This is a genomic window from Streptomyces sp. NRRL S-646, assembly GCF_000720765.1.
GTDB lineage: Bacteria > Actinomycetota > Actinomycetes > Streptomycetales > Streptomycetaceae > Streptomyces.
Map to the genome: position 1 here is coordinate 297,258 of NZ_JODC01000007.1, position 24,036 is coordinate 321,293.

Annotated in this window: 20 protein-coding genes; 13 read left to right on the forward strand and 7 right to left on the reverse strand. The window is 70.4% G+C overall.

Annotation, left to right across the window (positions count from 1 at the left end):
- Window positions 1–5: 5 nt before the first annotated feature.
- From IH68_RS0116895 to IH68_RS0116910, 4 genes are read right to left on the reverse strand one after another with little or no spacing between them, the layout of a single operon-like run.
- Window positions 6–908: a sugar phosphate isomerase/epimerase family protein gene (locus IH68_RS0116895; RefSeq protein WP_030935700.1), complete on the reverse strand. Its 903-nt coding sequence runs from the start codon at window positions 906–908 to the stop codon at window positions 6–8.
- A gap of 1 nt (window position 909) precedes the next feature.
- On the reverse strand, window positions 910–1,824 hold the full coding sequence (locus tag IH68_RS0116900; protein ID WP_030935703.1) for an ATP-binding cassette domain-containing protein: 915 nt from the start codon (window positions 1,822–1,824) through the stop codon (window positions 910–912).
- Between the two features lie 5 nt (window positions 1,825–1,829).
- Window positions 1,830–2,906, reverse strand: a complete 1,077-nt coding sequence (locus IH68_RS0116905) for an ABC transporter permease (RefSeq protein ID WP_030935706.1) — start codon at window positions 2,904–2,906, stop codon at window positions 1,830–1,832.
- Window positions 2,906–3,925, reverse strand: coding sequence for a sugar ABC transporter substrate-binding protein (locus IH68_RS0116910; protein ID WP_030935709.1), 1,020 nt, complete (start codon window positions 3,923–3,925; stop codon window positions 2,906–2,908). The genes IH68_RS0116905 and IH68_RS0116910 overlap by 1 nt, the downstream gene beginning before the upstream one ends.
- Window positions 3,926–4,219: 294 nt before the next feature.
- Here IH68_RS0116910 and iolC point away from each other — a divergent pair, with 294 nt between their 5' ends.
- From iolC to galE, 7 genes are all read left to right on the forward strand, one after another.
- Complete coding sequence (gene iolC, locus IH68_RS0116915) at window positions 4,220–5,197, forward strand: 5-dehydro-2-deoxygluconokinase (RefSeq protein WP_030935712.1); 978 nt, start codon at window positions 4,220–4,222, stop codon at window positions 5,195–5,197.
- 14 nt (window positions 5,198–5,211) lie between these two features.
- Window positions 5,212–6,099, forward strand: a complete 888-nt coding sequence (locus tag IH68_RS0116920) for a Cgl0159 family (beta/alpha)8-fold protein (protein ID WP_030935714.1) — start codon at window positions 5,212–5,214, stop codon at window positions 6,097–6,099.
- A gap of 37 nt (window positions 6,100–6,136) precedes the next feature.
- A complete protein-coding gene (gene iolB / locus IH68_RS0116925; RefSeq protein ID WP_030935717.1) occupies window positions 6,137–7,051 on the forward strand; it encodes a 5-deoxy-glucuronate isomerase in 915 nt (304 codons plus the stop codon).
- The gene (gene iolD / locus IH68_RS0116930) at window positions 7,051–8,928 is read left to right on the forward strand and encodes a 3D-(3,5/4)-trihydroxycyclohexane-1,2-dione acylhydrolase (decyclizing) (RefSeq protein WP_030935721.1); all 1,878 of its coding nucleotides are present in this window, start codon (window positions 7,051–7,053) and stop codon (window positions 8,926–8,928) included. Before iolB ends, iolD begins: the two co-directional genes overlap by 1 nt.
- A gap of 38 nt (window positions 8,929–8,966) precedes the next feature.
- Entirely contained in the window at window positions 8,967–10,460 is a 1,494-nt protein-coding gene (locus IH68_RS0116935) for a CoA-acylating methylmalonate-semialdehyde dehydrogenase (RefSeq protein WP_030935725.1), read from the forward strand.
- Window positions 10,461–10,492: 32 nt separating this feature from the next.
- Window positions 10,493–11,275, forward strand: a complete 783-nt coding sequence (locus tag IH68_RS0116940) for a GntR family transcriptional regulator (protein ID WP_030935728.1) — start codon at window positions 10,493–10,495, stop codon at window positions 11,273–11,275.
- Window positions 11,276–11,461: 186 nt separating this feature from the next.
- Window positions 11,462–12,499: a UDP-glucose 4-epimerase GalE gene (galE, locus tag IH68_RS0116945; protein WP_037884950.1), complete on the forward strand. Its 1,038-nt coding sequence runs from the start codon at window positions 11,462–11,464 to the stop codon at window positions 12,497–12,499.
- Here the strand turns inward: galE and IH68_RS0116950 are convergent.
- Complete coding sequence (locus IH68_RS0116950) at window positions 12,447–14,252, reverse strand: glycoside hydrolase family 15 protein (RefSeq protein WP_030935734.1); 1,806 nt, start codon at window positions 14,250–14,252, stop codon at window positions 12,447–12,449. The two genes, galE and IH68_RS0116950, sit on opposite strands and share 53 nt — an antisense overlap.
- Window positions 14,253–14,424: 172 nt before the next feature.
- Here IH68_RS0116950 and IH68_RS0116955 point away from each other — a divergent pair, with 172 nt between their 5' ends.
- From IH68_RS0116955 to IH68_RS0116975, 5 genes are all read left to right on the forward strand, one after another.
- Window positions 14,425–15,714 (forward strand): nucleotide sugar dehydrogenase, encoded by a 1,290-nt coding sequence (locus IH68_RS0116955; RefSeq protein WP_030935736.1) that lies wholly within the window; start codon window positions 14,425–14,427, stop codon window positions 15,712–15,714.
- 161 nt (window positions 15,715–15,875) lie between these two features.
- Window positions 15,876–17,315, forward strand: coding sequence for a glycosyltransferase family 2 protein (locus IH68_RS0116960; protein ID WP_037884951.1), 1,440 nt, complete (start codon window positions 15,876–15,878; stop codon window positions 17,313–17,315).
- A complete protein-coding gene (locus IH68_RS56385; RefSeq protein ID WP_159403682.1) occupies window positions 17,312–17,467 on the forward strand; it encodes a hypothetical protein in 156 nt (51 codons plus the stop codon). Before IH68_RS0116960 ends, IH68_RS56385 begins: the two co-directional genes overlap by 4 nt.
- Window positions 17,464–19,632, forward strand: coding sequence for a polysaccharide deacetylase family protein (locus tag IH68_RS0116970; RefSeq protein ID WP_051833495.1), 2,169 nt, complete (start codon window positions 17,464–17,466; stop codon window positions 19,630–19,632). The genes IH68_RS56385 and IH68_RS0116970 overlap by 4 nt, the downstream gene beginning before the upstream one ends.
- Window positions 19,629–20,501, forward strand: coding sequence for a hypothetical protein (locus IH68_RS0116975; protein ID WP_234341398.1), 873 nt, complete (start codon window positions 19,629–19,631; stop codon window positions 20,499–20,501). Before IH68_RS0116970 ends, IH68_RS0116975 begins: the two co-directional genes overlap by 4 nt.
- 40 nt (window positions 20,502–20,541) lie before the next feature.
- Here the strand turns inward: IH68_RS0116975 and IH68_RS0116980 are convergent, their stop codons facing one another.
- Entirely contained in the window at window positions 20,542–21,198 is a 657-nt protein-coding gene (locus tag IH68_RS0116980; RefSeq protein ID WP_030935744.1) for a TetR/AcrR family transcriptional regulator, read from the reverse strand.
- 88 nt (window positions 21,199–21,286) lie between these two features.
- Window positions 21,287–22,528 carry an FAD-dependent oxidoreductase gene (locus tag IH68_RS0116985; RefSeq protein ID WP_037884885.1) on the reverse strand — a complete coding sequence of 414 codons (1,242 nt, stop codon included), beginning with the start codon at window positions 22,526–22,528 and terminating at the stop codon, window positions 21,287–21,289.
- Window positions 22,529–22,653: 125 nt separating this feature from the next.
- On the opposite strand from IH68_RS0116985, the gene IH68_RS0116990 reads away from it, so the two are divergent.
- Entirely contained in the window at window positions 22,654–24,033 is a 1,380-nt protein-coding gene (locus IH68_RS0116990) for an exopolysaccharide biosynthesis polyprenyl glycosylphosphotransferase (RefSeq protein ID WP_051833499.1), read from the forward strand.
- Window positions 24,034–24,036 lie beyond the last annotated feature (3 nt).

Here is a 24,036-nt window from a genome sequence, read left to right on the forward strand (position 1 = left end):
GAGGGTCAGGCGCCGCAGGACCTCAGGAACTTGCGGGTGCGCACCGCGATCGGCAGCGGCTTGTCCGGTTCGCACGGGTACATGTCCTGCTCGACGATGGCGAACAGCTCCACGCCGAGCTTCTGTGCTGCCTCCATCACCGGCCCCAACTCCGGGACACCGGCGGGCGGTTCGCACATCACCCCCTGCGCCACGGCAGGCCCGAACGGTGTGCCCTTGGCCTGGACGTCGGCGAGGACGGCCGGGTCGACCTGCTTGAGGTGCAGATAGCCGATGCGTTCGCCGTAGGTCTCGATCAGCTTGACGCTGTCGCCTCCGCAGTAGGCGTAGTGCCCGGTGTCCAGGCACAGGTTGACCAATTCGGAGTCGGTCGAGTCGAGGAAGCGCTCGACGTGGTCCTCGGTGTCGATGTGGGTGTCGGCGTGCGGGTGTACGACGATGTCGAGGCCGTACGCCTCCTTCACCTCGTGCCCGAGCCGCTCCATGCCCTTGGTGAGGTGGGCCCACTGCTCGCCGGTCAGCTCCGGCGGCTCCAGGATCTCGGCCGTCTTGTCGTCCCGCCAGAAGGACGGGATGACGACGAGATGCTTCGCGCCCATCGCCTGGGTGAGGGCGGCGACCTGGCTGACGTGCTCCCAGGTGGACTCCCAGACGGAGGGGCCGCGGTGCAGGCCGGTGAAGACCGTGCCCGCCGAGACCTTCAGGTCACGCCTGTCGATCTCGTCGGTGAGGCGGGCCGGGTCGGTGGGCAGATAGCCGTACGGGCCCAGCTCGATCCACGCGTAGCCGGCCTCGGCGACCTCGTCGAGGAACCGTTCCCAGGGCACCTGCCGGGGGTCGTCGGGGAACCAGACGCCCCAGGAGTCGGGGGCCGAGCCGACGCGGATGCGGTCCAGAGCGCCTGCCATGTCAGGAGGTTCCTTCCGGGCTTGCCGCCACGGGTGCGGTGAGGTCTTCCTGCTCCGGGAGCTTCTCGACGTCGACGCCGCTGACCTGGGACAGCTCGTGCTTGAGTGCGGCGAGTTCGGCGCCGCCCGCCATGTGGTTGGTCAGTTCTTCCAGGGTGATCTGGCTGCGTTCGGCGGACAGTTCCATGGTGCCCAGGCGCAGCACGCTGAAGTGGTCGCCGACCATGTAGGCGTGGTGGGGGTTGTGGGTGATGAAGATGACGCCCAGGCCGCGCTCGCGGGCGGCGGCGATGTACTTCAAGACGACACCGGACTGCTTGACGCCGAGGGCGGCGGTGGGCTCGTCGAGGATGAGGACGCGGGCGCCGAAGTAGACGGCGCGGGCGATCGCGACGCACTGGCGCTGGCCGCCGGAGAGGGTGCCGATGGGCTGTTCGAGGTTGTCGAGGACGATGCCCATCTCGCGCAGCTCGTGGTCGGCGGTCTTCTTCATCTTCTCGATGTCCAGGCGCCGGATGGGCCAGGGGCCCTTGGTCATCTCGGAGCCGAGGAAGAAGTTGCGCCACACCGGCATCAGCGGGACTGTCGCCAGGTCCTGGTAGACGGTGGCGATGCCGCGGTCCAGGGCGTCACGCGGGGTGGTGAAACGCACCGGGGTGTTGTCAACGAGGAACTCGCCCTCGGTGTGCTGGTGCAGCCCGGAGATGATTTTGATGAGGGTGGACTTGCCGGCGCCGTTGTCGCCCAGCACGCAGGTGACCTGGCCGGGATGCACCTTCAAGCTCACGCCGTGCAGGGCACGGATGTTGCCGTACGCCTTGCCCGCGTTGCGCAGTTCGACGATCGCGCCGTCCGTCTCCGCCGGAACGGTGTCCTGGAGGATGGCTCCGTGCGTTCCGCTGTTCTTGTCTGTCATCGGATTCACCTCCGGGTCATGGTGCGCTGGACCCACAGATTGATCAGGACGGCGCCGAGCAGCATGACGCCGAGGAAGGCCTTGAACCAGTCGGGGTTCCAGCCGGCGTAGACGATGCCCTGCTGCACCATGCCGAACATGAACGCGCCGAAGACCGGGCCGATCGCGCTGCCGTAGCCGCCGGTCAGCAGGCAGCCGCCGATCACCGCGCCGGAGATGTAGATCAGCTCGATGCCGACGCCCTCACCGGACTGCACCGTGTTGAAGGAGAACAGCTGGTGCATGCCCACGAACCAGGCACCGAAGCCGACCAGCATGAACAGGGAGATCTTCGTGAACGCGACGGGCACACCCACCGCGCGGGCGGAGTCCTTGTTGCCGCCGACCGCGAAGGTCCAGTTGCCGTACTTGGTGCGCAGCAGCACCCAGGTGGCGATCGCCGCGAACAGCAGCCACCAGAACACGGTGATCTTCACCTGGACGCCGCCGATGTCGAAGCTGGAGGCGAAGACCTTCTTGGCCTGGTCGAAGCCGTCCATGTTGCTGATGTCGTCGGTGGCGACGTTGCCGGTGACCAGCTTGGTCACCGCGAGGTTGACGCCCTGCAGGATCAGGAAGGTGCCCAGGGTGACCAGGAAGCTGGGCAGTCCGGTCTTGACGACCATCCAGCCGTTGAAGAAGCCGATCGCCAGCGACACGACCAGGGCGGCGATCACACCGACCCACACGTTCATGGTGAGCTGGTAGCTGATCATGGCCGCGGTCAGCGCCGAGGTGATCACCCCGACACCGGCCGACAGGTCGAACTCCCCGCCGATCATCAGCAGCGCGACCGGGATCGTCACGATCCCGAGCGTGGAGGACTGGTAGAGGATGTTCGCCATCGAACTGGCGTCGCGCACCGGCGGCGCCGAGATCAGGAAGAACACGTACACCGCTACGGCACCCAGGAACACACCCACCTCGGGGCGGGCCAACAGCCGTACGACAAGAGGCCGTTCAGCGGTGCGCCCGTCGGTCTCCTTGGGGCCGGGGGCCGGCGGTGAGGACACCGCCGGCTCGGCATGCTGGGTCATGCTCATCACCGCGTTCCGTTGGCGGCAAACTTGGAGACCGCCTCGACATTGGACTTGTCGACGAAGGCCGGACCGGTCAGCACCGGCTGCTCACCGCCGCCCATGTAGTTGCCGTTGTTCTTGTACAGCCACAGCGAGTCGATCGCCAGGTAGCCCTGGAGGTAGGGCTGCTGGTCCACCGCGAACTGGATCGTGCCCTTGCTGATGGCGGCCGTCAGGTCCTTGTTGAGGTCGAAGGTGGCGATCTTCGCCTTGCTGCCGGCGTCCGAGACCGACTGCACCGCGGTCAGCGCGTACGGGGCGCCGAGGGTGGTGACGTAGTCGATGGAGGAGTCCTGCTTGAGCTTGGCGGTGATCGTCGACTTCACGGACGGCATGTCGGTGCCGTTGACGTAGAGGACGTCGGTCTTGCCGGAGAAGGTCTTCTTCACACCGTCGCAGCGCTGGGTCAGGCCGACGTTGCCCTGCTCCTGGATGACACAGACGGTGTGCTTGGCGCCGAGGTCGTTGAGCTTCTTGCCGAACGCCTCGCCGGCCACGGACTCGTCCTGGCCGAAGAACTCCATCAGGCCGAGCTTCTTCCAGTCGCTGACACCGGAGTTGAGGCCCACCACGGGTATGTTGGCCGACTTCGCCTTGCCGACGACGGTCTTGAGGGCGTCCGGCTTGGCCAGGGTGATGGCGATGCCGTCGACCTTCTGGTCGATCGCGTTCTGGACCAGGTTGGACTGGTTGCCCGCGTTCGGGTCGGCCGAGTAGATGAGCTTGATGTTGTCCTTGGCCGCGGCGGCCTCGGCGCCCTTGCGGACGATGTCCCAGAAGGTGTCGCCGGGCGACTGGTGCGTGACCAGCGCGACCGTCATCCGGGGCGTGGTGGCCTTGCCGGCCGATGCGTTGGCGCCACCCTCCTCGGACTTCTTGCCCCCGGAGCTGCTGGAGCAGCCGGCGAGGGTGAGGGCAGCCGCCGCGGCCACCGCGACAACGGGGGCGATTCTGCGGGAGCGGGGGTGAGAAGAGCGGTCCATCTTTCCTGGCACCTCACTGTGCGTTGCGGGGGAAAGGGAGAGGGGGATCACGATGATCCAGCGGCCCGGGATCTTGGCATGCCCGGGTCGTCTGCCGCAAACGCGGCGGTCGGCCTGGGACGGGATCAAACTCCTGGCCGCGCCTGCTGTCAATACTTTGTTAAGACATCATTTCACGAGCTAGTCCGAATGTAAGTACAAACTATTGACAGCGTCGCCCTTCGAGGCCTACACCTGGGAGGCGGCAGGCCCTCTGGGACCCGCACCCCCAGACCAGCTCGAGGAGCGTCGCGCATGGCCGAGTCAGACCAGTCCTTCGACTTGATCACTATGGGCCGTATCGGAGTCGATCTCTACCCTCTGCAGTCGGGGGTGCCCCTGGCGCAGGTCGAGACCTTCGGCAAGTTCCTCGGCGGTTCGGCCGCCAACGTGGCGGTCGCCGCCGCCCGGCTCGGCCGGAACACCGCGGTGATCACCCGCACCGGGGACGACCCCTTCGGCGCCTATCTGCACGAGGCGCTGAAGGAGTTCGGCGTCGACGACCGCTGGGTTGCGCCCGTCGCCGCGTACCCGACACCGGTGACCTTCTGCGAGATCTTCCCTCCGGATGACTTCCCTCTGTACTTCTACCGGCAGCCTAAGGCTCCTGACCTGGAGATACATTCCGAGGAGCTGGACTACTTCGCCATCAGGGCGAGCCGGGTCTTCTGGATCACCGGCACCGGCCTGAGCGAGGAGCCCAGCCGCTCCGCCACGCTCGCCGCCCTCAAGGCACGCGACAAGGCGGGTACGACGGTCTTCGACCTCGACTGGCGGCCCACGCTTTTGAATGACTCAGCCTGGCGCGACCCGGCAGAGGCCCGCCCGTACTACACGGAGGCGCTGCGGCACGTCACGGTCGCGGTCGGCAACCTCGACGAGTGCGAGGTCGCCACCGGCGTCCGCGAGCCGCGGGCCTGCGCCGAGGCGCTGCTGGAGGCGGGCGTGGAGCTGGCGGTCGTCAAGCAGGGCCCCAAGGGCGTCCTCGCGGTGCACCGCGACGGCACCAGCGCCGAGGTACCGCCGGTGCCGGTCGAGGTGGCCAACGGTCTCGGCGCGGGCGACGCCTTCGGCGGCTCGCTCGTGCACGGTCTGCTGGCCGGCTGGGAGTTGGCCGAAATCATGCGGTACGCCAACGCGGCCGGCGCCCTCGTCGCCTCCCGTCTCGCCTGTTCCTCCGCGATGCCCACCGAGGCCGAGGTCGAGGACCTCCTCGCGCGAGCCACCCTCTGAAACGGAGCTTCCCCTTGTCCCTCAGCATCCCCGACCTCGTCTCGGTCAGGGCCCGGCATCCCGAGGCCGTCGCCGAGGCTGCCGCCCGGCGCGCGCGCCGCCCGCTCATCGGCGACAGCGGCCGCCTGATGATCGTGGCCGCCGACCACCCGGCCCGCGGCGCTCTCGGCGTCGGCGACCGGCGGCTCGCCATGGCCGGCCGTGCCGATCTGCTGGAGCGCCTGTGCATCGCGCTGTCGCGGCCGGGCGTGGACGGGGTGCTGGCCACCGCCGACATCCTGGAGGACCTCCTCCTGCTCGGGGTGCTGGAGAACAAGGTCGTCATGGGTTCGATGAACCGCGGGGGCCTGGCGGGCGCCGTCTTCGAGATGGACGACCGCTTCACCGGCCACCGCGCCGAGGACATCGCCCGGCTCCGCTTCGACGCGGGCAAGCTGCTGCTCCGCATCGACTACGACGACCCGGGCTCGCTGACCACGCTGGAGTCGACGGCGCGCGCGATCGACGCCATGGCGGCACACCGGCTGCCGCTGTTCGTCGAGCCGTTCCTCTCCCGCCGGATCGACGGCCGGGTCAGCAACGACCTGTCCGCCGAGGCCGTCACGAAGTCCATCGCGATCGCCGCGGGCCTGGGCGGCACCTCCGCCTACACCTGGCTGAAGCTGCCCGTCACCGACGACCCGGACGACATGGGCGAGGTCCTGGAGACCTCCACGCTGCCGACCGTGCTGCTCGGCGGCGAGGTGGGCGGGTCCGCAGCGGAGCAAGCGGGCGCGTACGAGCGCTGGCGCAAGGCCCTCCGGCTGCCGACCGTGCAGGGCATGGTCGTCGGGCGGTCGCTGCTGTACCCGGCGGAGGGCAGTGTGGAGACGGCGGTCGACACGGCCGTGGGACTGCTGTGACGGAGGAGTGCTGTATGACATACCACCGGAGTGCCATATGACATACCACCTGCCCGCCGGCAAGGCCCTCGGCGGCCCCTACGTCGTGGACGTCACCCCGGAGAAGGCCGGCTGGGGCTACTCCAGCCTGCGCGTGCTGGAGCTCCCCCCGGGCGGCACGCACACCTTCGACACCGGCGACAGCGAGTGGATCGTGCTGCCGCTCAGCGGCGGCTGCACGGTCGCGGCCGCCGACGACTTCGGCCACGACACCTTCGAACTCACCGGCCGCGACAGCGTGTTCAGCTCCGTCAGCGACTTCGCTTACGTGCCGAGGGACGCCCGTACGACGGTCACGTCCGCCGGCGGCGGACGGTTCGCGCTCACCGGCGCCCGCTGCACCCGGCGGCTGCCCGCCCGCTACGGACCCGCCTCGTCGGTGCCGGTGGAGCTGCGCGGCACCGGGAACTCCTCCCGCCAGGTCAACAACTTCGGCGCGGCCGCCCGCGCCGGAGGCGCTGATGGACAGGGTTTTGAGTGCGACAAGCTCATCGCGGTCGAGGTGATCACGCCGGGCGGCAACTGGTCGTCGTTCCCACCGCACAAGCACGACGAGCACCGACCCGGCGAAGAATCAGTGCTCGAAGAGATCTACTACTTCGAGTTCGCCGACCACGAGGGCACCCCCGGCCTTGGCTACCAACGGGTCTCCCCCTCCGGTCAGGGCCGCAACACCGACGTGCTGGCCGAGGTGCGCGGCGGTGACGTCGTGCTGATCCCCGACGGCTGGCACGGGCCCTCCATGGCCGTGCCCGGCCACCACATGTACTACCTCAACGTCATGGCGGGCCCGGAGCCCGAGCGCGCCTGGCTGATCTGCGACCACCCCGATCACGCCTGGGTCCGCGAAACCTGGCCCGAGCAGCCCGTCGACCCCCGCCTTCCCCTCTACACGGCACCGGAGAAGTCCTGATGAGCACCACCACCCGCCGCCTGACCGTCGCCCAGGCCCTGGTGCGTTTCCTGTCCGTCCAGTACACCGAGCGCGACGGCGTGCGCCACCGGCTGATCGCCGGTACCTGGGGCATCTTCGGCCATGGCAACGTTGCCGGGATCGGCCAGGCCCTCCTGGAGGCGGGCGAGGACACCATGCCGTACCACCAGGGCCGCAACGAGCAGGCCATGGTGCACGCGGCCGTCGGCTACGCCCGCCAGCTCGACCGCCTCTCCGCGCAGGCCGTCACCACGTCCATCGGCCCCGGCGCCACCAACCTGGTCACCGGCGCCGCGCTCGCCACCATCAACCGCCTGCCGGTCCTGCTGCTGCCCGGCGACTACTTCGCCACCCGGGTCGCCGACCCGCTGCTGCAGCAGCTGGAGCATCCGACCGAGGCGGACGTGTCGGTCAACGACACCCTGCGCCCGGTGTCGCGGTACTTCGACCGCGTCACCCGCCCCGAGGCCCTGATCCCTTCCGCCCTGAACGCCATGCGGGTCCTCGCCGACCCCGCCGAGACCGGTGCGGTCACCCTGGCCCTCCCCCAGGACGTGCAGGCCGAGGCGTACGACTGGCCGGAGGAGTTCTTCGCCGAGCGCGTGTGGCACGTACGGCGGCCCGTGCCCGACCCGTACGAGCTGGCGGAGGCGGTGGCTGCGATCCGGGCCGCCGAGCGTCCGCTGATCGTCGCGGGCGGCGGCATCCACCACAGCCGGGCCGAGGAGGCGCTCAAGGCGCTGGTGGACGCCACCGGCATCCCGGTCGCCTCGACCCAGGCGGGCAAGGGCTCGCTGCGCTACGACCACCCCGCCGACCTCGGCGGCATCGGCCACACCGGCACCGCGGTCTGCGACGACATCGCGCGTACGGCCGACCTGGTGATCGGCGTCGGGACCCGCTACACGGACTTCACCACCGCTTCCAACTCGCTCTTCCAGCGGCCGGAGGTCCGGTTCGTCAACCTCAACATCGCCCCGTTCGACGCGCACAAGCTGGCGGCGCGGACCGTGGTCTGCGATGCGCGCGCAGGGCTCACAGCGTTGACGGAGGCCCTCGCCGGTCACCGCGTGAACTCGGTTTACGAGGCCGAGTACCGATCCGGCAAGGAACGCTGGGAGCAGGTGGTCGACGCCGCTTTCACCGCCGCCGACGAGAGCGCCGTACCCACCCAGACCCAGGTGCTGGGCGCCCTGGACGCGGTGGTGGGCGACGACGACGTGGTGATCAACGCGGCCGGCTCGCTCCCCGGCGACCTGCACAAGCTCTGGCGGGCCCGCAGCCCCCGCCAGTACCACCTGGAGTACGGCTACTCCTGCATGGGCTACGAGATCCCGGCCGGCATCGGCGTCCAGCAGGCCGCCCCCGACACCCCGGTCTGGTCCCTGGTCGGCGACGGCACCTACCTGATGATGCCGACCGAGATCGTCACCGCCGTCCAGGAGGGCCTGCCCCTCAACCTCGTCCTCATCCAGAACCACGGCTATGCCTCCATCGGCGGCCTCTCCGAGTCGGTGGGCGGCGAGCGCTTCGGCACGGCGTACCGCTACCGGAGTGCCGACGGCACCTTCTCCGGCGCCCCGCTCCCCGTCGACCTGGCCGCCAACGCGGGCAGCCTCGGCATGGACGTGCTGCGCGCCAAGACGGTCCGCGAACTGCGCGAGGCGCTCGCCGCGGCCCGCGCCTCCGACCGCCCGACCTGCGTCTACGTCGAGACCGACACCGCCACCCCGACCGCTCCCCCGGCGGCGGCCTGGTGGGACGTGCCGGTCGCCGAGACCGCCTCCCGCGAAGCCGCCGTACAGGCCCGCGAGGAGTACGAGCGCAACGTCGCCGACCAGCGCCGCCACCTCTGACCTCCCTCCGCACGACCCCTTGTGAAAGGCCCCGCACCATGAAGACCATCACCCACTGGATCGACGGCAAGCCCGTCGAGTCCGCCTCGGGCCGCCACGGCGCCGTGTTCAACCCGGCGACCGGCGCGCAGGAGAAGCAGGTCGGATTCGCGACCGTCGACGAGGTGGACGCCGCCGTCGCCTCCGCGAAGGCCGCCTTCGAGACCTGGGGCGCGTCCTCGATCGCCAGGCGCACCGCGGTCCTCTTCAAGTACCGCGAGCTCCTTGACGCCCACCGCGACGAGATCGCCGAGCTGATCACCGCCGAGCACGGCAAGGTGCACTCCGACGCGCTCGGCGAGGTCGCGCGCGGCATGGAGATCGTGGAGCTGGCCTGCGGGATCAGCGTGCAGCTGAAGGGCGAGCTGTCGACGCAGGTCTCCACTCGTGTGGACGTCGCCTCGATCCGGCAGCCGCTGGGCGTGGTCGCGGGCATCACGCCGTTCAACTTCCCGGCCATGGTGCCGATGTGGATGTTTCCGCTGGCCATCGCGTGCGGCAACACGTTCGTGCTCAAGCCGAGCGAGAAGGACCCCTCGGCCTCCTTCCGCCTGGCCGAACTGGCCACCGAGGCAGGCCTGCCCGACGGCGTGCTGAACATCGTGCAGGGCGACAAGGTGGCCGTGGACCGCCTCCTTGAGCACCCGGACGTCGAGGCCGTCTCCTTCGTCGGCTCGACGCCGATCGCCAAGTACATCCAGCTCAAGGCGGTCGAGCACGGCAAGCGCGTCCAGGCTCTGGGCGGCGCCAAGAACCACATGCTGGTCCTGCCCGACGCCGACCTGGACTTCGCCGCCGACCAGGCGATCAACGCGGCGTACGGTTCGGCGGGCGAGCGCTGCATGGCCGTGTCGGTGGTGGTCGCGGTCGGCGACACGGGCGACGAGCTGGTCGCGAAGATCGCCGAGCGGGCGAAGGACCTGAAGATCGGTCCCGGCAACGACCCGTCCTCCGAGATGGGCCCGCTGATCACCCGCGAGCACCGCGACAAGGTGGCGTCGTACGTGGCGAGCGCCGCCGAGCAGGGCGCCGAGGTCGTCGTCGACGGCACCGGCTACACGGTCGAGGGCCACGAGGACGGCTTCTTCCTCGGCGTATCGCTGCTGGACCGGGTGCCGCTGACGGCGGACGCGTACCGGGACGAGATCTTCGGTCCGGTCCTTGCGGTGGTCCGTGCGGAGTCGTACGACGAGGCCATCAAGCTGATCAACGACTCCCGCTGGGGCAACGGCACCGCGATCTTCACCCGGGACGGCGGCGCCGCCCGCCGCTTCCAGATGGAGGTCAAGGCGGGCATGGTCGGCGTGAACGTGCCGATCCCGGTTCCGGTCGGCTACCACTCCTTCGGCGGCTGGAAGGACTCCCTCTTCGGCGATCTGCACATCTACGGCAACGACGGCATCGCCTTCTACACGCAGGGGAAGGTGATCACCACGCGCTGGCCGGACCCGGCCGACGCGGGCATCAACCTCGGTTTCCCCAGCCACTCCTGACGTCTCGTCAGCACTCAGAGGGAGGTACGCCCATGGCGAAGACCGGCGGTACCGCACGTGCCGCGACGGCCGCTGTCGACTCGCTGGACTTCGCCCTGGACCGGGGCAGTCCGGTGCCCCTGTACTACCAGCTGGCCCAGCAGCTGGAGGCGGCGATCGAGCACGGGGCCCTCGCCCCGGGCAACCTCCTGGGCAACGAGATCGACCTCTCGACGCGCCTGGGCCTGTCCAGACCCACCGTCCGCCAGGCCATCCAGTCCCTGGTCGACAAGGGACTGCTGGTGCGCCGCCGAGGGGTCGGCACGCAGGTGGTGCACAGCCAGGTCAAGCGCCCGCTGGAGCTCAGCAGCCTCTACGACGACCTGGAGTCGGCGGGGCAGGGCCCCACCACGAAGGTGGTGCGCAACGAGCGCGAGCCGGCGTCCCCGGACGTGGCGGCCGCGCTCGGCATCGCGGAGAGCAGCGAGGTGATCGTCCTGGAGCGGCTGCGCCTCACCCACGGCCAGCCGGTCGCCCTGCTGTGCAACTTCCTTCCCGCGACCCTCCTCGACCTGGACACCGTCCGCCTGGAGTCGACCGGCCTGTACCGGATGATGCGCACCGCCGGCATCACCCTGCACAGCGCCCGCCAGACCATCGGCGCCCGCTCCGCCAGGGCCGAGGAGGCCGCCCGCCTCGACGAGGAGGAGGGCGCCGCCCTGTTGACCATGCAGCGCACCGCGTATGACGACACCGGCCGCCCGGTGGAGTACGGGACGCACATCTACCGGGCATCGCGCTACGCCTTCGACTTCCAGCTGCTGGTCAGGCCGTGACCGTGTCCGGCTGAGCCCGTCCCCTTGACTCCGGGCGGCAACGGGCGCACAGTCGTGAATATACGCCGTAAACATACGGCGTCACCCAGCTCAGGGTCCGGTCTCAAAGTCCGGTGAGGCACCGTGGACAAGGAGCGGCCAGCGCATGCGCGCCCGGGGGCGGAGTCCCCGTGGGCCCCATCCACCATCCTTGTCACCGGCGGCGCGGGCTTCATCGGCAGCCATGCCTGTGTCGAGCTCCTCGACCACGGCTACGAGGTGATCGTGGTCGACGACTACGCGAACAGCACGCCGCACGTCTTCGCCCGGGTGGAGCGGATCGCGGGCCGGTTCGTGGGGGCCGTCTACGAACTGGACCTGCGGGACCGGCGTGCCCTCTCGGCGGTCTTCGACCGGCATTCCGTGGACGCCGTCATGCACTTCGCCGCGCTCAAGTCGGTGAGCGGATCGCTGGAGGCCCCGGTCGAGTACTACGACACGAACGTGGGCGGCACCACCGCACTGCTGCGGACCATGCACGAGCACGGGGTGCACCGGCTCGTCTTCTCCTCCTCCGGCGCGGTCTACGGCGACGCCGGCCCCGGCCTGCTGGACGAGTCCGCCCCCGTCCGGCCTGCCAACCCGTACGCTGCCTCGAAGTGGCTGTGCGAGCAGATTCTCGCCGACGTCTGCCGCCGCCGGCCCGAGTACACCGTGCTGTGCATGCGGTACTTCAACCCGGCGGGTGCGCACCCCAGCGGGCTGCTCGGGGAGGACCCGCACGGCGTCCCCGGCAACCTCGTGCCCTACGTGGCTCAGGTCGCCGTCGGCCGCAGGGAGCGGCTGCACATCTTCGGCGGCGACTATCCGACCCCCGACGGCACCGCGATCCGCGACTACATTCACGTCATGGACACGGTGGAGGCGCACCGCGTCGCGCTCGACCACCTCTCCGACGGGCCGGGCATGCGCGTGTTCAACATCGGTCTGGGACAGGGCAGTTCGGTCCTCGATGTGGTCGCCGTGTTCTCCGAGACCTGCGGTGTGCAGGTGCCGTACGACATCGTGCCCCGCCGCCCTGGAGACGTCGCCCACGTCGTCGCCGACGCGAGCGCCGTGACCCTCGCCTGGGGCTGGCGGCCCGCCCGGAACCTCGCGGACATCTGCCGGGACGCCTGGCGTTTCCAGCAACTCAACCCGCGCGGGTATGCCGGCGCCGGGCGGGGCCCCGACTCGAAGCGCTGAGGTGGAACGCCGTCTCGACCAGGGCGATGTGGCTGAAGGCCTGGGGTGCATTGCCCAGTTGACGGCCCGCGTTCGGATCCCACTGCTCCGAGAGCAGCCCGACGTCGTTGCGGACGGCGAGTACGCGCTCGAAGGCCTCCCGGGCCTGTTCGGCGTGGCCGGTCGCGGCGAGGGCGTCGGCGTACCAGAGGGAGCAGGACACGAACGCGCCCTCCGAGCCGTGCACGCCGTCGCCGTTCTTCGCGTACCGCCGCAGGAAGCCTCCGTGCTGCAGCCGCCGCATCGCGCGGACGGTGCCGCGCACCCGCTCGTCGCGGGCCGGCAGGAAGCCGAGCCGCGGCATCAGCAGCGCGGAGGCGTCCAGGGCCGGCGAGCCGTAGGACTGCACGAAGGAGTGCTGCCGGGGGTCCCAGCCCTCCCGGCACACCTGGCGGTGCACCTCGTCCCGCATGGCCCGCCATTCGCCGGAGGAGCCGTTTCGGCCGAGCAGCTCCCCCATCCGCAGGGCGCGGTCGGCGGCGACCCAGGACATGACCTTCGAGTGCACGAACTGCCGCCGGGGGCCCCGTAGTTGCCACAGCCCCTGGTCCGGTTCCCGCCAGTGCCGCTGCAGATAGCCCATCATCGCCTCCACCAGATGCCACACATGGGCCGGCATGGGGATCCCGGCGCGCAGTGACAGGCAGAACGTGTCGAGGACCTCGCCGTAGACGTCCAACTGGAACTGGTTCACGGCGGAGTTGCCGAACCGGACGGGCCGCGAACCCTCGTAGCCGGGCAGCCACGGCGCCTCGGTCTCCGGCAGCAGGCGCTGCCCTCCGACGCCGTACACGGTCTGCAGATCGGCGGGGTTGCCGGCGATGGCCCGCACCAGCCAGTCCAGCCAGGCCGTCGCCTCCTCCCGGTAGCCGCTGCGCAGAAGACAGGACAGGGCGAGGGTGGAATCGCGCAGCCAGCAGTAGCGGTAGTCCCAGTTGCGCTCGCCGCCGATGCATCCGGGCAGGGAAGTGGTGGGCGCTGCGACGATGCCGCCCGTGGGACCGTAGGTGAGCGCCTTCAGTGTGATCAGCGAGCGCACCACGGCGTCCCGCCAGGGGCCGGTGTAGCGGCACTGGGCGGCCCAGTTCCGCCAGAAGTCGGCGGTCTCCTTCAGCAGGGTCTCGGCCGGGACACCCAGTGGCGTGGGCGGCTCGGGCAGGTGCGAGGGCGACCACACCAGGGTCAGCGCCAGCCGCCGGCCGGCCGGGACGGTGAAGTCGTGGACCGTGGAGTCGTCGTCACCGCATGCCTGTACCGCCCCGTCGGTGCCCAGCCAGACGGCGTCCGGGCCGGCGACCCCCACAGCGCACCGGTCGACGGCCCGGACCCAGGGCACGACCCGGCCCTGGTGGAAGCGCAGCCGCAGCTCGCTGCGCATGGACACGGCGCCCGCGAGTCCCTCGACCACGCGGACGAGGCAGGGCAGTTGGGCACGGGGCGGCATGAAGTCCGTCACCCGCACGGCACCGGTCGGGGTCTCCCACCGCGAGTCCAGGACCAGCGTGTCGGGCCGGTAGGACCGGTGCGTGCAGGGGCCGGCGCCGAGGGGGGCGACCCGCCAGAACCCGTTGTCCGGCGTGCCGAGCAGCGCGGCCAGACAGGCCGGGGAGTCGAAGCGGGGCAGGCACAGCCAGTCCACGGAGCCGTCCCGGCCAACCATGGCGGCGGTCTCCAGGTCACTGATGAGGGCGTAGTCCTCGATGAGAGTACTCATGATCACCAGAGCCGTATATTTACGACGTATACGTACATCTTCGCTTCACGAACACCTCGCGTCAACCCCAGCCCCTTTCGCTCTTGACGACATGCCCGAATGGGGCGAAAGATGTACGTATACGCCGTAAATATATGGTGTTTCGGATCTTGAGCACCGGAACGGAGCACCGATGTACCACCTTCCTGCCGATCATGCCGCCGAGGCCGTCGCCGTCGTCGGCCTCGGATACGTCGGTCTGCCCACGAGCCTGGCCCTGCTCGCAGCAGGCAACGAGGTCATCGGCGTCGACGTCAGCCAGAGCCGGCTGGATGCCATCCGCCGCCTCGAGGTGGACCTGACGCCCACCGACCACCAGCGCCTCGCCGCCTACGTGGACGACCCGCGCTTCACCATCACCTCGGACCTCGCTGCGACGGCCCGGGCGCGCACCGTCGTGATCTGCGTGCCGACCCCGATCGACCGCCACCTCGTACCCGACCTGCGCGCGCTCTCCGCCGCCTGCGCCTCGGTGGTCGAGCACGCGGTGCCCGGCCAGCTGCTGATGCTGACCTCCACCACCTACGTGGGCGCCACCCGCGATCTGCTGGTGGCGCCGCTGACCGAGCGCGGATTCCGGGTCGGCAGCGACGTCTTCGTGGCCTTCTCGCCGGAGCGCATCGACCCGGGGCTCGTCAACGACCACCCCGGTGTCGCCCACGACGGCACCCCGCGCGTGGTCGGCGGCACGGGCGAGCTCAGCACCGACCTGGCCGCGGCCGTGCTGCGCCGCACCGCGCCCGCCGTCCACACGGTCTCCTCGGCCGAGGAGGCCGAGATGACCAAGCTGTGGGAGAACACGTTCCGGGCCGTCAACCTCGCGCTGGCCAACGAGTTCGCGGAGGACTGCCGGGCGCTCGGCCTGCAGCCCCTGCCGATCATCGAGGCGGCGGCGACCAAGCCCTACGGTTTCGTGGCGCACTACCCCGGGCCCGGAGTGGGCGGCCACTGCATCCCCTGCGATCCGCACTACCTGCTGTGGCAGTTGCGGGCGCTGCGCGTGACCTCGCCGCTCGTCGAAACGGCCATGTCCGCGATCGCGGCCCGGCCCCGGCAGGTGGTGCGACGCATACGCGACATCCTCGCCAACCGGGGCACCAGCACCCTGGGCGCCCGGATCCTGCTGGTGGGCGTGTCCTACAAGCCGGGCGTCGCGGACCTGCGCGAGTCACCCGCCCTGGAGATCCTCGCGGAACTGGCCGCGGAGGGCGCCCAGGTGCACTTCACGGACCCGCTGATCCCCGTGCTCAAGCTCGGCCCCGCGACGTTCGACGCGATCGCCGAGCCGGAGGCGGAGCAGTGGGACCTGGTCGTGGTGCACACCGTGCAGCCCGGCACCGAACTGGAATGGCTCGCCGATCAGCCGGCCGTACTGGACGCCACCTACCGGCTCGGCCCCCTCAAGGCCAAGGCAGTCCTGTGAGCGCCGCCTACACGGACCGCAAACAGCCCGGGGCGGTGTCCGCCTCCGCCCCGCAGCGGCTGGCAGAGCACGGGGCGCCGCACCTCGCTCCCGTGCCGGCGCGGTCCGAACCGGGCCGGGGCGTCCTCACCGCACCGAAGCCCAGGCCGGCGCCGCCGCCGTTGCCGCCGCTGCGCTCGGCGCGGCCGCAGCGGCCCGGACCGATACGCCGCCAACTGGACCGGATGGACCCGGACACCCGCTACGACGCACGGCGCGTGCTGACCCTGATCTGTCTGCTTCCGCTGCTGCTGCTCCTGGCGCGGGGGGCGTACGCACTGCAGCGGGACCCGCTGCTGCTGAGCTACGGCTTCACCGTCCTGCTCGGCACGATCACCATGTTCTACCTCGCCTTCACCCGCTACGACGACCCCTCGGTGCGCCCCATGCGCAGGCGGCCGAAGGATCTCGACAGCTTTCCGGCCCTGCCCACCACGCCGAAGGTGAGCTTCCTGCTCGCCGTCAAGGACGAGGTGGACTGCATCGAGAACTGCGTGCGCTCCATGGCCACGAGCGACTACCCCGACCTCCAGGTCGTCGTGGTCGACGACCTGTCCGAGGACGGCACCCAGGACGTGCTGCTGCGGCTGGCGGAGGAGCTCGACATCACGGTCATCTGTCTGGAGAAGAACCTCGGCAAGAAGGGCGCGCTGGTCCGCGCCTGCGAGGTGGCCGACGGCGACATCATCGCCATGACCGACTCCGACTGCTTCCTGGCCCCCGACGCCCTCTCCCGCTGTGTGCGCGCTCTGGTCACGCACCGCGAGCTGGGCGCGGTCAGCGGCCACGCCCGCGCGCTCAACGCGGACTTCAGTTTCTGGACGAAAGCCCAGGACGTGTGGTTCGAAGGCCAGTTCAGGATCGGGAAGGCGACCGAGTCCACCTGGGGGACCGTCACCTGCGTCTCCGGCCCGCTGGCGGTGTTCCGACGGGACGCCATCTACAACTACCTGCCCGCCTGGGAGAACGACCGCTTCATGGGCGCGCCCTTCCGCTTCTCCACCGACCGCCAGCTCACCGGTTACGTCCTCGGCCAGAAGTGGAAGGGCCAGTCCCTCAAGGCCCAGTACGCGGACTCGCCGTTCGTCACCGAGCGGGACTACCCGGAGCGCAGATGGCGCATCGGCTACTGCTACTCGGCCAAGGTGTGGACCAACGCGCCGCCCCGTTTCCGGCCCCTGATGAAGCAGCAGATCCGCTGGAAGAAGAGCTTCATCCGCAACCTGTGCTTCACCGGCACCTTCATGTGGCACATGGGCCTGGGGCCGGCCACCCTCTACTACGGACACGTCCTGTGGGTGACCGCCGCACCTTTCATGGCATTCCGGCACATGATCTGGGCCCCGGCTCACGGAGCGGGCTTCCTCACCCTGCTCTACCTGTGCGGAATCATCCTCAAGGGCTGTGCCTACGGCCTCGCCTTCAAGATCGACAATCCGGGGGACACCCGCTGGATGTACCGGCCGGCGATGGGCCTGCTCTCCACGCTGCTGCTGGCCTGGATGCTGCCGTACTCCCTTGCCACCATCCGGCGAGGGGTCTGGTCGAGGAGCGCCACATGATGAACCACCTGCACAAGGCAGACCTGCGCGCAATCGACCCGGGCCGAGTCGACCTGCGCAGGATCGGGCGACAGCTCGGCCTGTTGCTGGCGCTCGCCGTGGTCGTCTTCCTGTACCTGATGGTGCTCACTCGAGGAGGCATCCTGCGGTGACCGCCACCGAACCCCGGCCGAAGCTCAAGCCTCTGTTCGACGACGTCCGGGACCGGGCGAGGCGAAGCGCCCGGCTGCTCACGCACTGGTGGGTCCGCACCGCACTGATCCTGCTCGCTCTGGCCGTGCTCGTGCTGCCGTTCTTCGCGGCCACGCAGTACTACCTGTACCAGCGGTACATGAGCAAGCAGGCCGTCCCGCCCGTGACCCACATCGACGCCACCACCGCCGCGGCGGCGACGCGGATGGCCCAGGTGCTGCCGGCCGCCACGGCCCCCGTCGTGCTGACCTACCACGACATCAACACCCGCAACCCCAGCCAGTACGTGGTCACTCCGGCCGCCTTCGACACCCAGATGGCCGCGCTGGAGAAGGCCGGATACCGCAGCATGACCGCCGACGAGTTCGTCGACTACCTCAGGGGCGGCCCGGCCCCGCCGAGGTCGGTCTTCATCACCTTCGACGACGGGCCGCGCGGCCTGTGGGCCAACGCCGACCGCATCCTGGGCCGCCATCATCTGCACGGCACGGTCTTTCTGATCACCTCGCGGGTGGACGACCGCCCCTACTACCTCTCCTGGCGGGAGGTGGGGCGGATGGCCCGCTCCGGCCGCTGGGACTTCCAGGCCCACACCCACGACCTGCACCGGCGCAAGCAGACAGACGCCGCCGGACACCTCGCCTCGGCCCTCTCCCACCGGGTGTGGCTGCCGGACCGGCACCGGCTGGAGACCCGGTCGGAGTACCAGGCCCGGGTGACCGCCGACATCGCCAAGAACCTCGCAGAGTTCAAGCACCACGGTCTGCCGAAGCCCGAACTGTTCGCCTACCCCTTCGGCGAGGCCACGGACCGCGGCAACCTGCCTCCCGGGGTGACGCTGCAGGGCCTGCTGTACCAGCACTACGCGGCCGCCATGTCCAACGAGTCCCCCGACCCGCTGCTGCCCCCGGTCGCCGCCAGCCGCCGCGCCGCGGCCGAGCGCACGGTGCAGCGGCTCGAGGTGCTGAACTCGACCACCGCGAACAAGCTGCTCACCGAGATGGGCCAGTGGACCCAGACTCCGCCCGCCGCCACCGATCCCCTCACCCAGCCCGCGCTGTGGATCCGCAACGACGGCGCCGGCCGGACCGGCATCGGGGTCTTCACCCGGGGCCGCCGATTCCCCGGCAAGGAGCGCTACGCGGCCGCCGAGTACCGAGCGCTGGGGAGCGTGGACTGGACCGACTACCGGGTGGACGCCACCGTCACCCGGCTCGGGGACGGAACCAACCAGGCCGCCGTCGCCGTGCGCGACCGCAGCAACGACCCGGTGGTGATCAGCGTCAGCCAGGGCACGGCAACGCTGCAGCACTCCGGACACCGGGCGGTCGTCCGCCGGCTGGTACCGAACAGCTCGCACACCCTCAGCGTCAGCGTGCACGGCCCCACGACCACGGCCCTGGTGGACGGCGCCACCGCACTCAGCTGGACCGCCAAGGGCATCAGCCCCTATGAGCTGACCGGCGGCTTCGGCATCCGGGTCGGCAGCAACCAGGCAGGGGTCGCACCACCGGCCTTCAGCGCGCTGCACCTCTCCGCGCTGCCCGAGAAGACGCCTGCCGCCAGGAAACCCTCGGTCCCCCTCGGCCGTCAGGCCCTGACCGCATCGGCGCCGCCGGCGCCCGTCCCGTACTGGGAGAGCAGCCCCGGCGTGCGGGCCCCGTTCCAGATCAAGGACGACGCGATCACACCGCTGAGCCGTAGCCGACTGTCCGTCTACGGGGCGTATCAGCCCGCCCGTACGCACGAATGGACCGCCTACACGGCGAGCGGCACCGTCTCCAAGCTTTACGATCCGAGTGTGAAAGGTGCAATTCAGGTCAAGGTGGGCAGCCCGCAGGTGATCAGTGTGCAGGTCTCCCACAGCCTGCTGGAGGTGCTCGTCGGGAACGCCGACAGCCAGCGCCTGGCGGGCACACGCAGTCTGAAGGCGGCGGACTCCCACGACGTGTCGGTCACCGTGAACCGCCGGTCCACGGTGATCAGTGTGGACGGCAGGACCGAGCTGACACTGCCGGCCAAGGGAGAGAGGGGAGGCGTGGCCTACGGCGCGTACCGGCAGACCACCCGGACCTCCTGGCCGACCGTGTCGCACCTCAACGTTGTACCGATGGCGGGCGGATGAGCGACGAGCCGGGGCACCGGGAGATCCTGAAGCCCAGGCGCCGGGGGATCTCCCGGCGGACGCTCGTCGCCGTCCTGCTGCTGGCCATCGCGGCGCTGGTGGCGACCGGCACGGCCCTGTTCATCAAGTCGTCGGAGAAGGGATCGCCGAAGGCGACAGCACCGTTCGCACCGGCCTTCGCCAAAGCGGGCCTCGTCACCAACGCGTTCGCCTTCCTCCACCCCCATGACCCGCACGCACGTCTCTCCCCCGACTGGATCACCACCAGCGGTTCCCTCTTCGCCCGGAACGGCGCCGGCTGGACAGGGGTGCCCGACGCCGACAACACCGGCCCCTACTCCGACCGGTACACCGACTCGGCCGTCTTCCGCCTGGTCACGCGCCGACGGGACTTCGGCCCGGTGACGGTGCATCTGTGGGTCCGGCTGGATCCGCCCGTCACCACGCCGAGCACTCCCGCCCGCGCCTGGGACGGCGGCCACGTCTGGCTGCGCTACCACAGCCCGCAGGAGCTGTACGGACTCAGCTTCCGCCGCCGCGACGGAACGGTGGTGATCAAACGCAAGATCCCGGGGGTCGGCCCCGAGAACCCCGTGAAGGAGGACACCGGGGCCTACGCGACCCTGGCCGAAGGCAGGCACGCCATCCCCTACGGCACCTGGCACCAGGTGACGGCGAGCGCGGTCAACCTGCCCTCGGGATCCGTACTGCTCCGGCTGGACATCGACGGGAAGAGGGTCCTCACCACCCGGGACCGCACCCCTGGCCGGCTGCGCCGGCCGGGCGGAGTGGGCCTGAGGGCGGACAACACCGACATGCTCTTCCGGGACTTCCGTGCCACCCCGATGCCCGAACCGGCGTCCGGCTGACCGGACTTCGGCTGTCAGATGCCCGCCGTGAAGCGATCGATCAGGGCGTCCAGGCCCGCAGCCGGGGGAGTTCCTGCGCGGGCATGAGATGCAGGCCGAGCCGGAACGCGGGTTCGGGCTCCTCGGGGTTGTCCACCATGGCCCGCAGCTCGACGAGGATGCAGCCGAGGAGCCAGCCGGTGACGGCCTGCAGGAGCAGCGCGGCGGTGCGGTCGTCCAGGCCCGCCCGGTCGAACAGTGCGAGGAGACGCTCGTGGAACCGCAGCACGGCCAGCGGGCGCCGGGCCAAGGGCACGGCCAGCATGCGGGTGGCAAGCAGCGGTACGACCTGCGGGTGCGCCAGCGAGACTCTGCGGCCCTCCTGGGCGATGCGATGCAACTCGTCGCGCCACGGAGCAGGTTCACCGGCCCCCTCCCCCGCTGCGGACGCGGCGGCTGCTTCCAGGCTCTCCTCGAGCTCGAGGTACAGGGCTTCGACCAGGCCGTCCAGCAGCGCCTCCTTGCCGGCCGCATAGCGGTAGAGGGCCATGGCCTCGACATCGAGCTCGGCGCCGAGCCTGCGCATGCTCAACGCGGACAGCCCCTCACGGTCGACCACGTCGAGAGCAGCAGCCAGCACCCGCTCCCGGTTCAGGCCCCCGTAGCGCCCGCGGTCGCTGACGCGCCGCCCCCGGCTGGGGACTGTCCGACTGGTCATGCATCGCCTCCGAGCCTCGGCCGGCCCGTCGGGGCCTGTGCTGTGTCACATCGCACCTCCTGTGCCGTGTGACATAGCACTGCCTGTGTCATGCGGCAGAGGACCGCTCGAGTGAGGTGCTGATCCTTCTGGCAGTGAACCCCGTCCCGCACACGAACCGCAGCAGCGGCCCGAACGTAGGAGCGGCGGCCAGTCCCGCGAAGTACAGGCCCGGCACCGATGCCTGGAAGTCGGCGGACAGCTGCGGGGCACCCGCCAGCTGCGGCGGGGCGGCTGCGCTCTTGCGCAGCGCGCGGCGCAGCCCCGGGCCGAGCAGTTCCATCCTGTCGACGTCGACCAGGTAGCCGGTGCCCGCGATGACGTGGTCGGCGTACAAGGTCTCCACGTCTCCGCCCGCATTGCGCAGGTTCAGCCGCACGCCGCCGTTCTGGCGCGCCGCCGAGTGGAGGCTGCGGCCGGAGAGCACCGGGACGGCGCCCTGCACGCGCTCGCGCAGCCACCATGCGCCGGACGGCCCGAGGACGGTGCGCAGGAGGTGGGCACGGATGCGGGCCGGCAGGTGCCGGATGGCCTCGGGCCCGCGGCTGCAGACCACCAGCGGCCATCCGGTGCCCATCACGGCCTCCGGCCACAGCAGTCGGGCGTGCAGCGGACGGTCCTTGGCCCAGTCGGCCTCGGGGGGAGGGCCGAAGGACGGGCGGGTGCGGGCGACCACGGTGGGCTGCGCACCGGCCTCGTGCAGCAGGGCCGAGGTCTCCAGGGCCGACTGGCCGCCGCCCACCACGACGACGCGCCGGCCGGCGAACACCGACAGGTCCGTGTGGTCCGCCGTGTGGGAGACGAGGCCGTGCTCCCGCAGCCCGGTCAACTCGCGCGGTATGTGGGCGAAGGGGCTGACACCCGCGGCCACGACGACAGCGGGGACGGTGAACTCCTCCCCGGAGTCCAGCGTGACCCGGAACCGGCCGTCGGGGGGCCGGTCGATGCGGCGCACCGCGGTCCGCTCCAGCTCGGGCACGCAGTTCTCCTGGAACCAGAGCCCGTAGCGGACGAATTCGGACAGCGGCACCGGTTCCCGTTCGCGGCCCGGGTGGCGCCCCTCCCGGGTCCGGAATTCGCCGAGCCCGTACCCCGGAGCGGGGGCGGAGATCGACGAGGAGAACGGGGAGGACTTGAGGTACATCTCGCGCGGCATGTGCGAGCGCCAGCCCTCCATCGGCTCCCCGAAAACCCGGCACGGCACTCGGCGGGCCTTGAGGTGGGCGGCGATGGCGAGCCCGTAGGGGCCTGCCCCTACCACGGCGACTTTGGCGGCTCCTGGAGGCTTCATGGCTCTGGGTGCCCTTCCCATCAGCGAGTTCTTGACTATTGCCCTGTATGCGGCGTATGTATATATACATCGTAAACATACGGGTTGAGGCAAGCAAGACCGGCCAAGAGGTGAGGTACAAAACCGTGGCCGTCACCGACGAAGTGACCCGCACCGGACGGGCGAGGACCTCGGGAGGGACGCGCAGGCACGATCGCCGCCGCTCTTCGGTCCCGGTACTGCTTGCGCTGGACGCGCTCGCCGCGGCCCTCGCCGCGGGCGGGGTGCATCTGCTCTTCCAGCGCTGGTTCGTCCCGGCCGTGCTGGTCCCGCTGTGGCTTCTCCTGCTCGCCTCCCAGCGGGCGTACGGGGCCGGTGCCGACGCGGAGTGCCTGCGCCGGGTGCTGCGGGCGGCCTGCCTGGCCGCCGCCGTGGCCGGCGTCGCGTGGTGGTTCGTACCGCGTGACGCGTTGCTGCACGACACGCTGGTCGCGGTGCCGCTCGCCGCCGGGCTGACATTCGGGCTGCGCCACTGCCGACGGGCGGGCACGCGCACGGGCGCAAGCCGGGTGCTGGTGCTCGGGCCCGCCGAGTCCACCGCCGAGTTGATGGCGGCCCTGCACAGAGGGCACGGGCCCGGGCCGCAGGTCGTCGGCGTCTGCGGCACCGGCCCGCCGGCCCACGACGGCACCGCGGTGGACCTGCTCCATGCGGTACGGCGGACCGGCTGCGACGCGGTCATCGCGCTGCCGGGCCCCGAGCTGGGCGCCGAACGACTGCGGCAGCTGTCCTGGGAGCTGCGGGCGGCAGGCGTCGAGCTGATGCTCGCGCCGATCCTCGCCGACGTCACAGCCGCGAGGCTGGCCGTGTGCCCGGTCGCCGGTGTGCCGCTGCTGCGGCTGCGCCCGCCGAGGCTCTCCGCGCTGCCCCGCATCCCCAAGGAGCTGACCGACCGGCTGCTGGCCCTGCTGGGCATCCTGCTGCTGGCTCCGCTGATGGTGGCCGTCGCGGCCTGGATACGGCTCGACAGCCCGGGGCCCGCGTTCTTCCGGGAGCGCAGAATCGGGCGCGACAACCGTGAGTTCACACTGCTGAAGTTCCGGACGATGCACCGTGGTGCGGAGCGGCGCAGGGCCGAACTCGCCCACCTCAACCGCTATGACAGCGAACGGTACTTCAAGATTGCCGACGATCCGCGGGTCACCAGAGCCGGGTCGTTCCTGCGCTCGTACTCACTGGACGAACTTCCGCAACTGTTCAACGTGCTGGTGGGCCAGATGTCCCTCGTCGGGCCGAGACCGCTGGTGAAGAACGAGGTCGCCGCCCTGAGCGAGGACGGCAGCCACCGGCATCTGGTGAAGCCGGGCATGAGCGGGCTCTGGCAGGTCAGCGGCCGCTCCTGTCTGCCGACCGAGGAGCGCGACCGGCTCGACGTGAGCTATGTCGAGAACTGGTCGCCCGCCCTGGACCTGTCCATCCTGCTGCGGACGCCGTCCGCGGTGGTGCGCCGCACCGGCGCATGCTGACAG

What these genes read in the sequence shown, in the direction of transcription:
- IH68_RS0116895 (WP_030935700.1), bottom strand. Translation starts at nt 908, where the DNA reads ATGGCAGGCGCTCTGGACCGCATCCGCGTCGGCTCGGCCCCCGACTCC.
- iolB (WP_030935717.1), top strand. Translation starts at nt 6,137, where the DNA reads ATGACATACCACCTGCCCGCCGGCAAGGCCCTCGGCGGCCCCTACGTC.
- IH68_RS0116940 (WP_030935728.1), top strand. Translation starts at nt 10,493, where the DNA reads ATGGCGAAGACCGGCGGTACCGCACGTGCCGCGACGGCCGCTGTCGAC.
- IH68_RS0116980 (WP_030935744.1), bottom strand. Translation starts at nt 21,198, where the DNA reads ATGACCAGTCGGACAGTCCCCAGCCGGGGGCGGCGCGTCAGCGACCGC.
- IH68_RS0116905 (WP_030935706.1), bottom strand. Translation starts at nt 2,906, where the DNA reads ATGAGCATGACCCAGCATGCCGAGCCGGCGGTGTCCTCACCGCCGGCC.
- iolD (WP_030935721.1), top strand. Translation starts at nt 7,051, where the DNA reads ATGAGCACCACCACCCGCCGCCTGACCGTCGCCCAGGCCCTGGTGCGT.
- iolC (WP_030935712.1), top strand. Translation starts at nt 4,220, where the DNA reads ATGGCCGAGTCAGACCAGTCCTTCGACTTGATCACTATGGGCCGTATC.
- IH68_RS56385 (WP_159403682.1), top strand. Translation starts at nt 17,312, where the DNA reads ATGATGAACCACCTGCACAAGGCAGACCTGCGCGCAATCGACCCGGGC.
- IH68_RS0116985 (WP_037884885.1), bottom strand. Translation starts at nt 22,528, where the DNA reads ATGAAGCCTCCAGGAGCCGCCAAAGTCGCCGTGGTAGGGGCAGGCCCC.
- IH68_RS0116910 (WP_030935709.1), bottom strand. Translation starts at nt 3,925, where the DNA reads ATGGACCGCTCTTCTCACCCCCGCTCCCGCAGAATCGCCCCCGTTGTC.
- IH68_RS0116935 (WP_030935725.1), top strand. Translation starts at nt 8,967, where the DNA reads ATGAAGACCATCACCCACTGGATCGACGGCAAGCCCGTCGAGTCCGCC.
- IH68_RS0116975 (WP_234341398.1), top strand. Translation starts at nt 19,629, where the DNA reads ATGAGCGACGAGCCGGGGCACCGGGAGATCCTGAAGCCCAGGCGCCGG.
- IH68_RS0116955 (WP_030935736.1), top strand. Translation starts at nt 14,425, where the DNA reads ATGTACCACCTTCCTGCCGATCATGCCGCCGAGGCCGTCGCCGTCGTC.
- IH68_RS0116900 (WP_030935703.1), bottom strand. Translation starts at nt 1,824, where the DNA reads ATGACAGACAAGAACAGCGGAACGCACGGAGCCATCCTCCAGGACACC.
- IH68_RS0116950 (WP_030935734.1), bottom strand. Translation starts at nt 14,252, where the DNA reads ATGAGTACTCTCATCGAGGACTACGCCCTCATCAGTGACCTGGAGACC.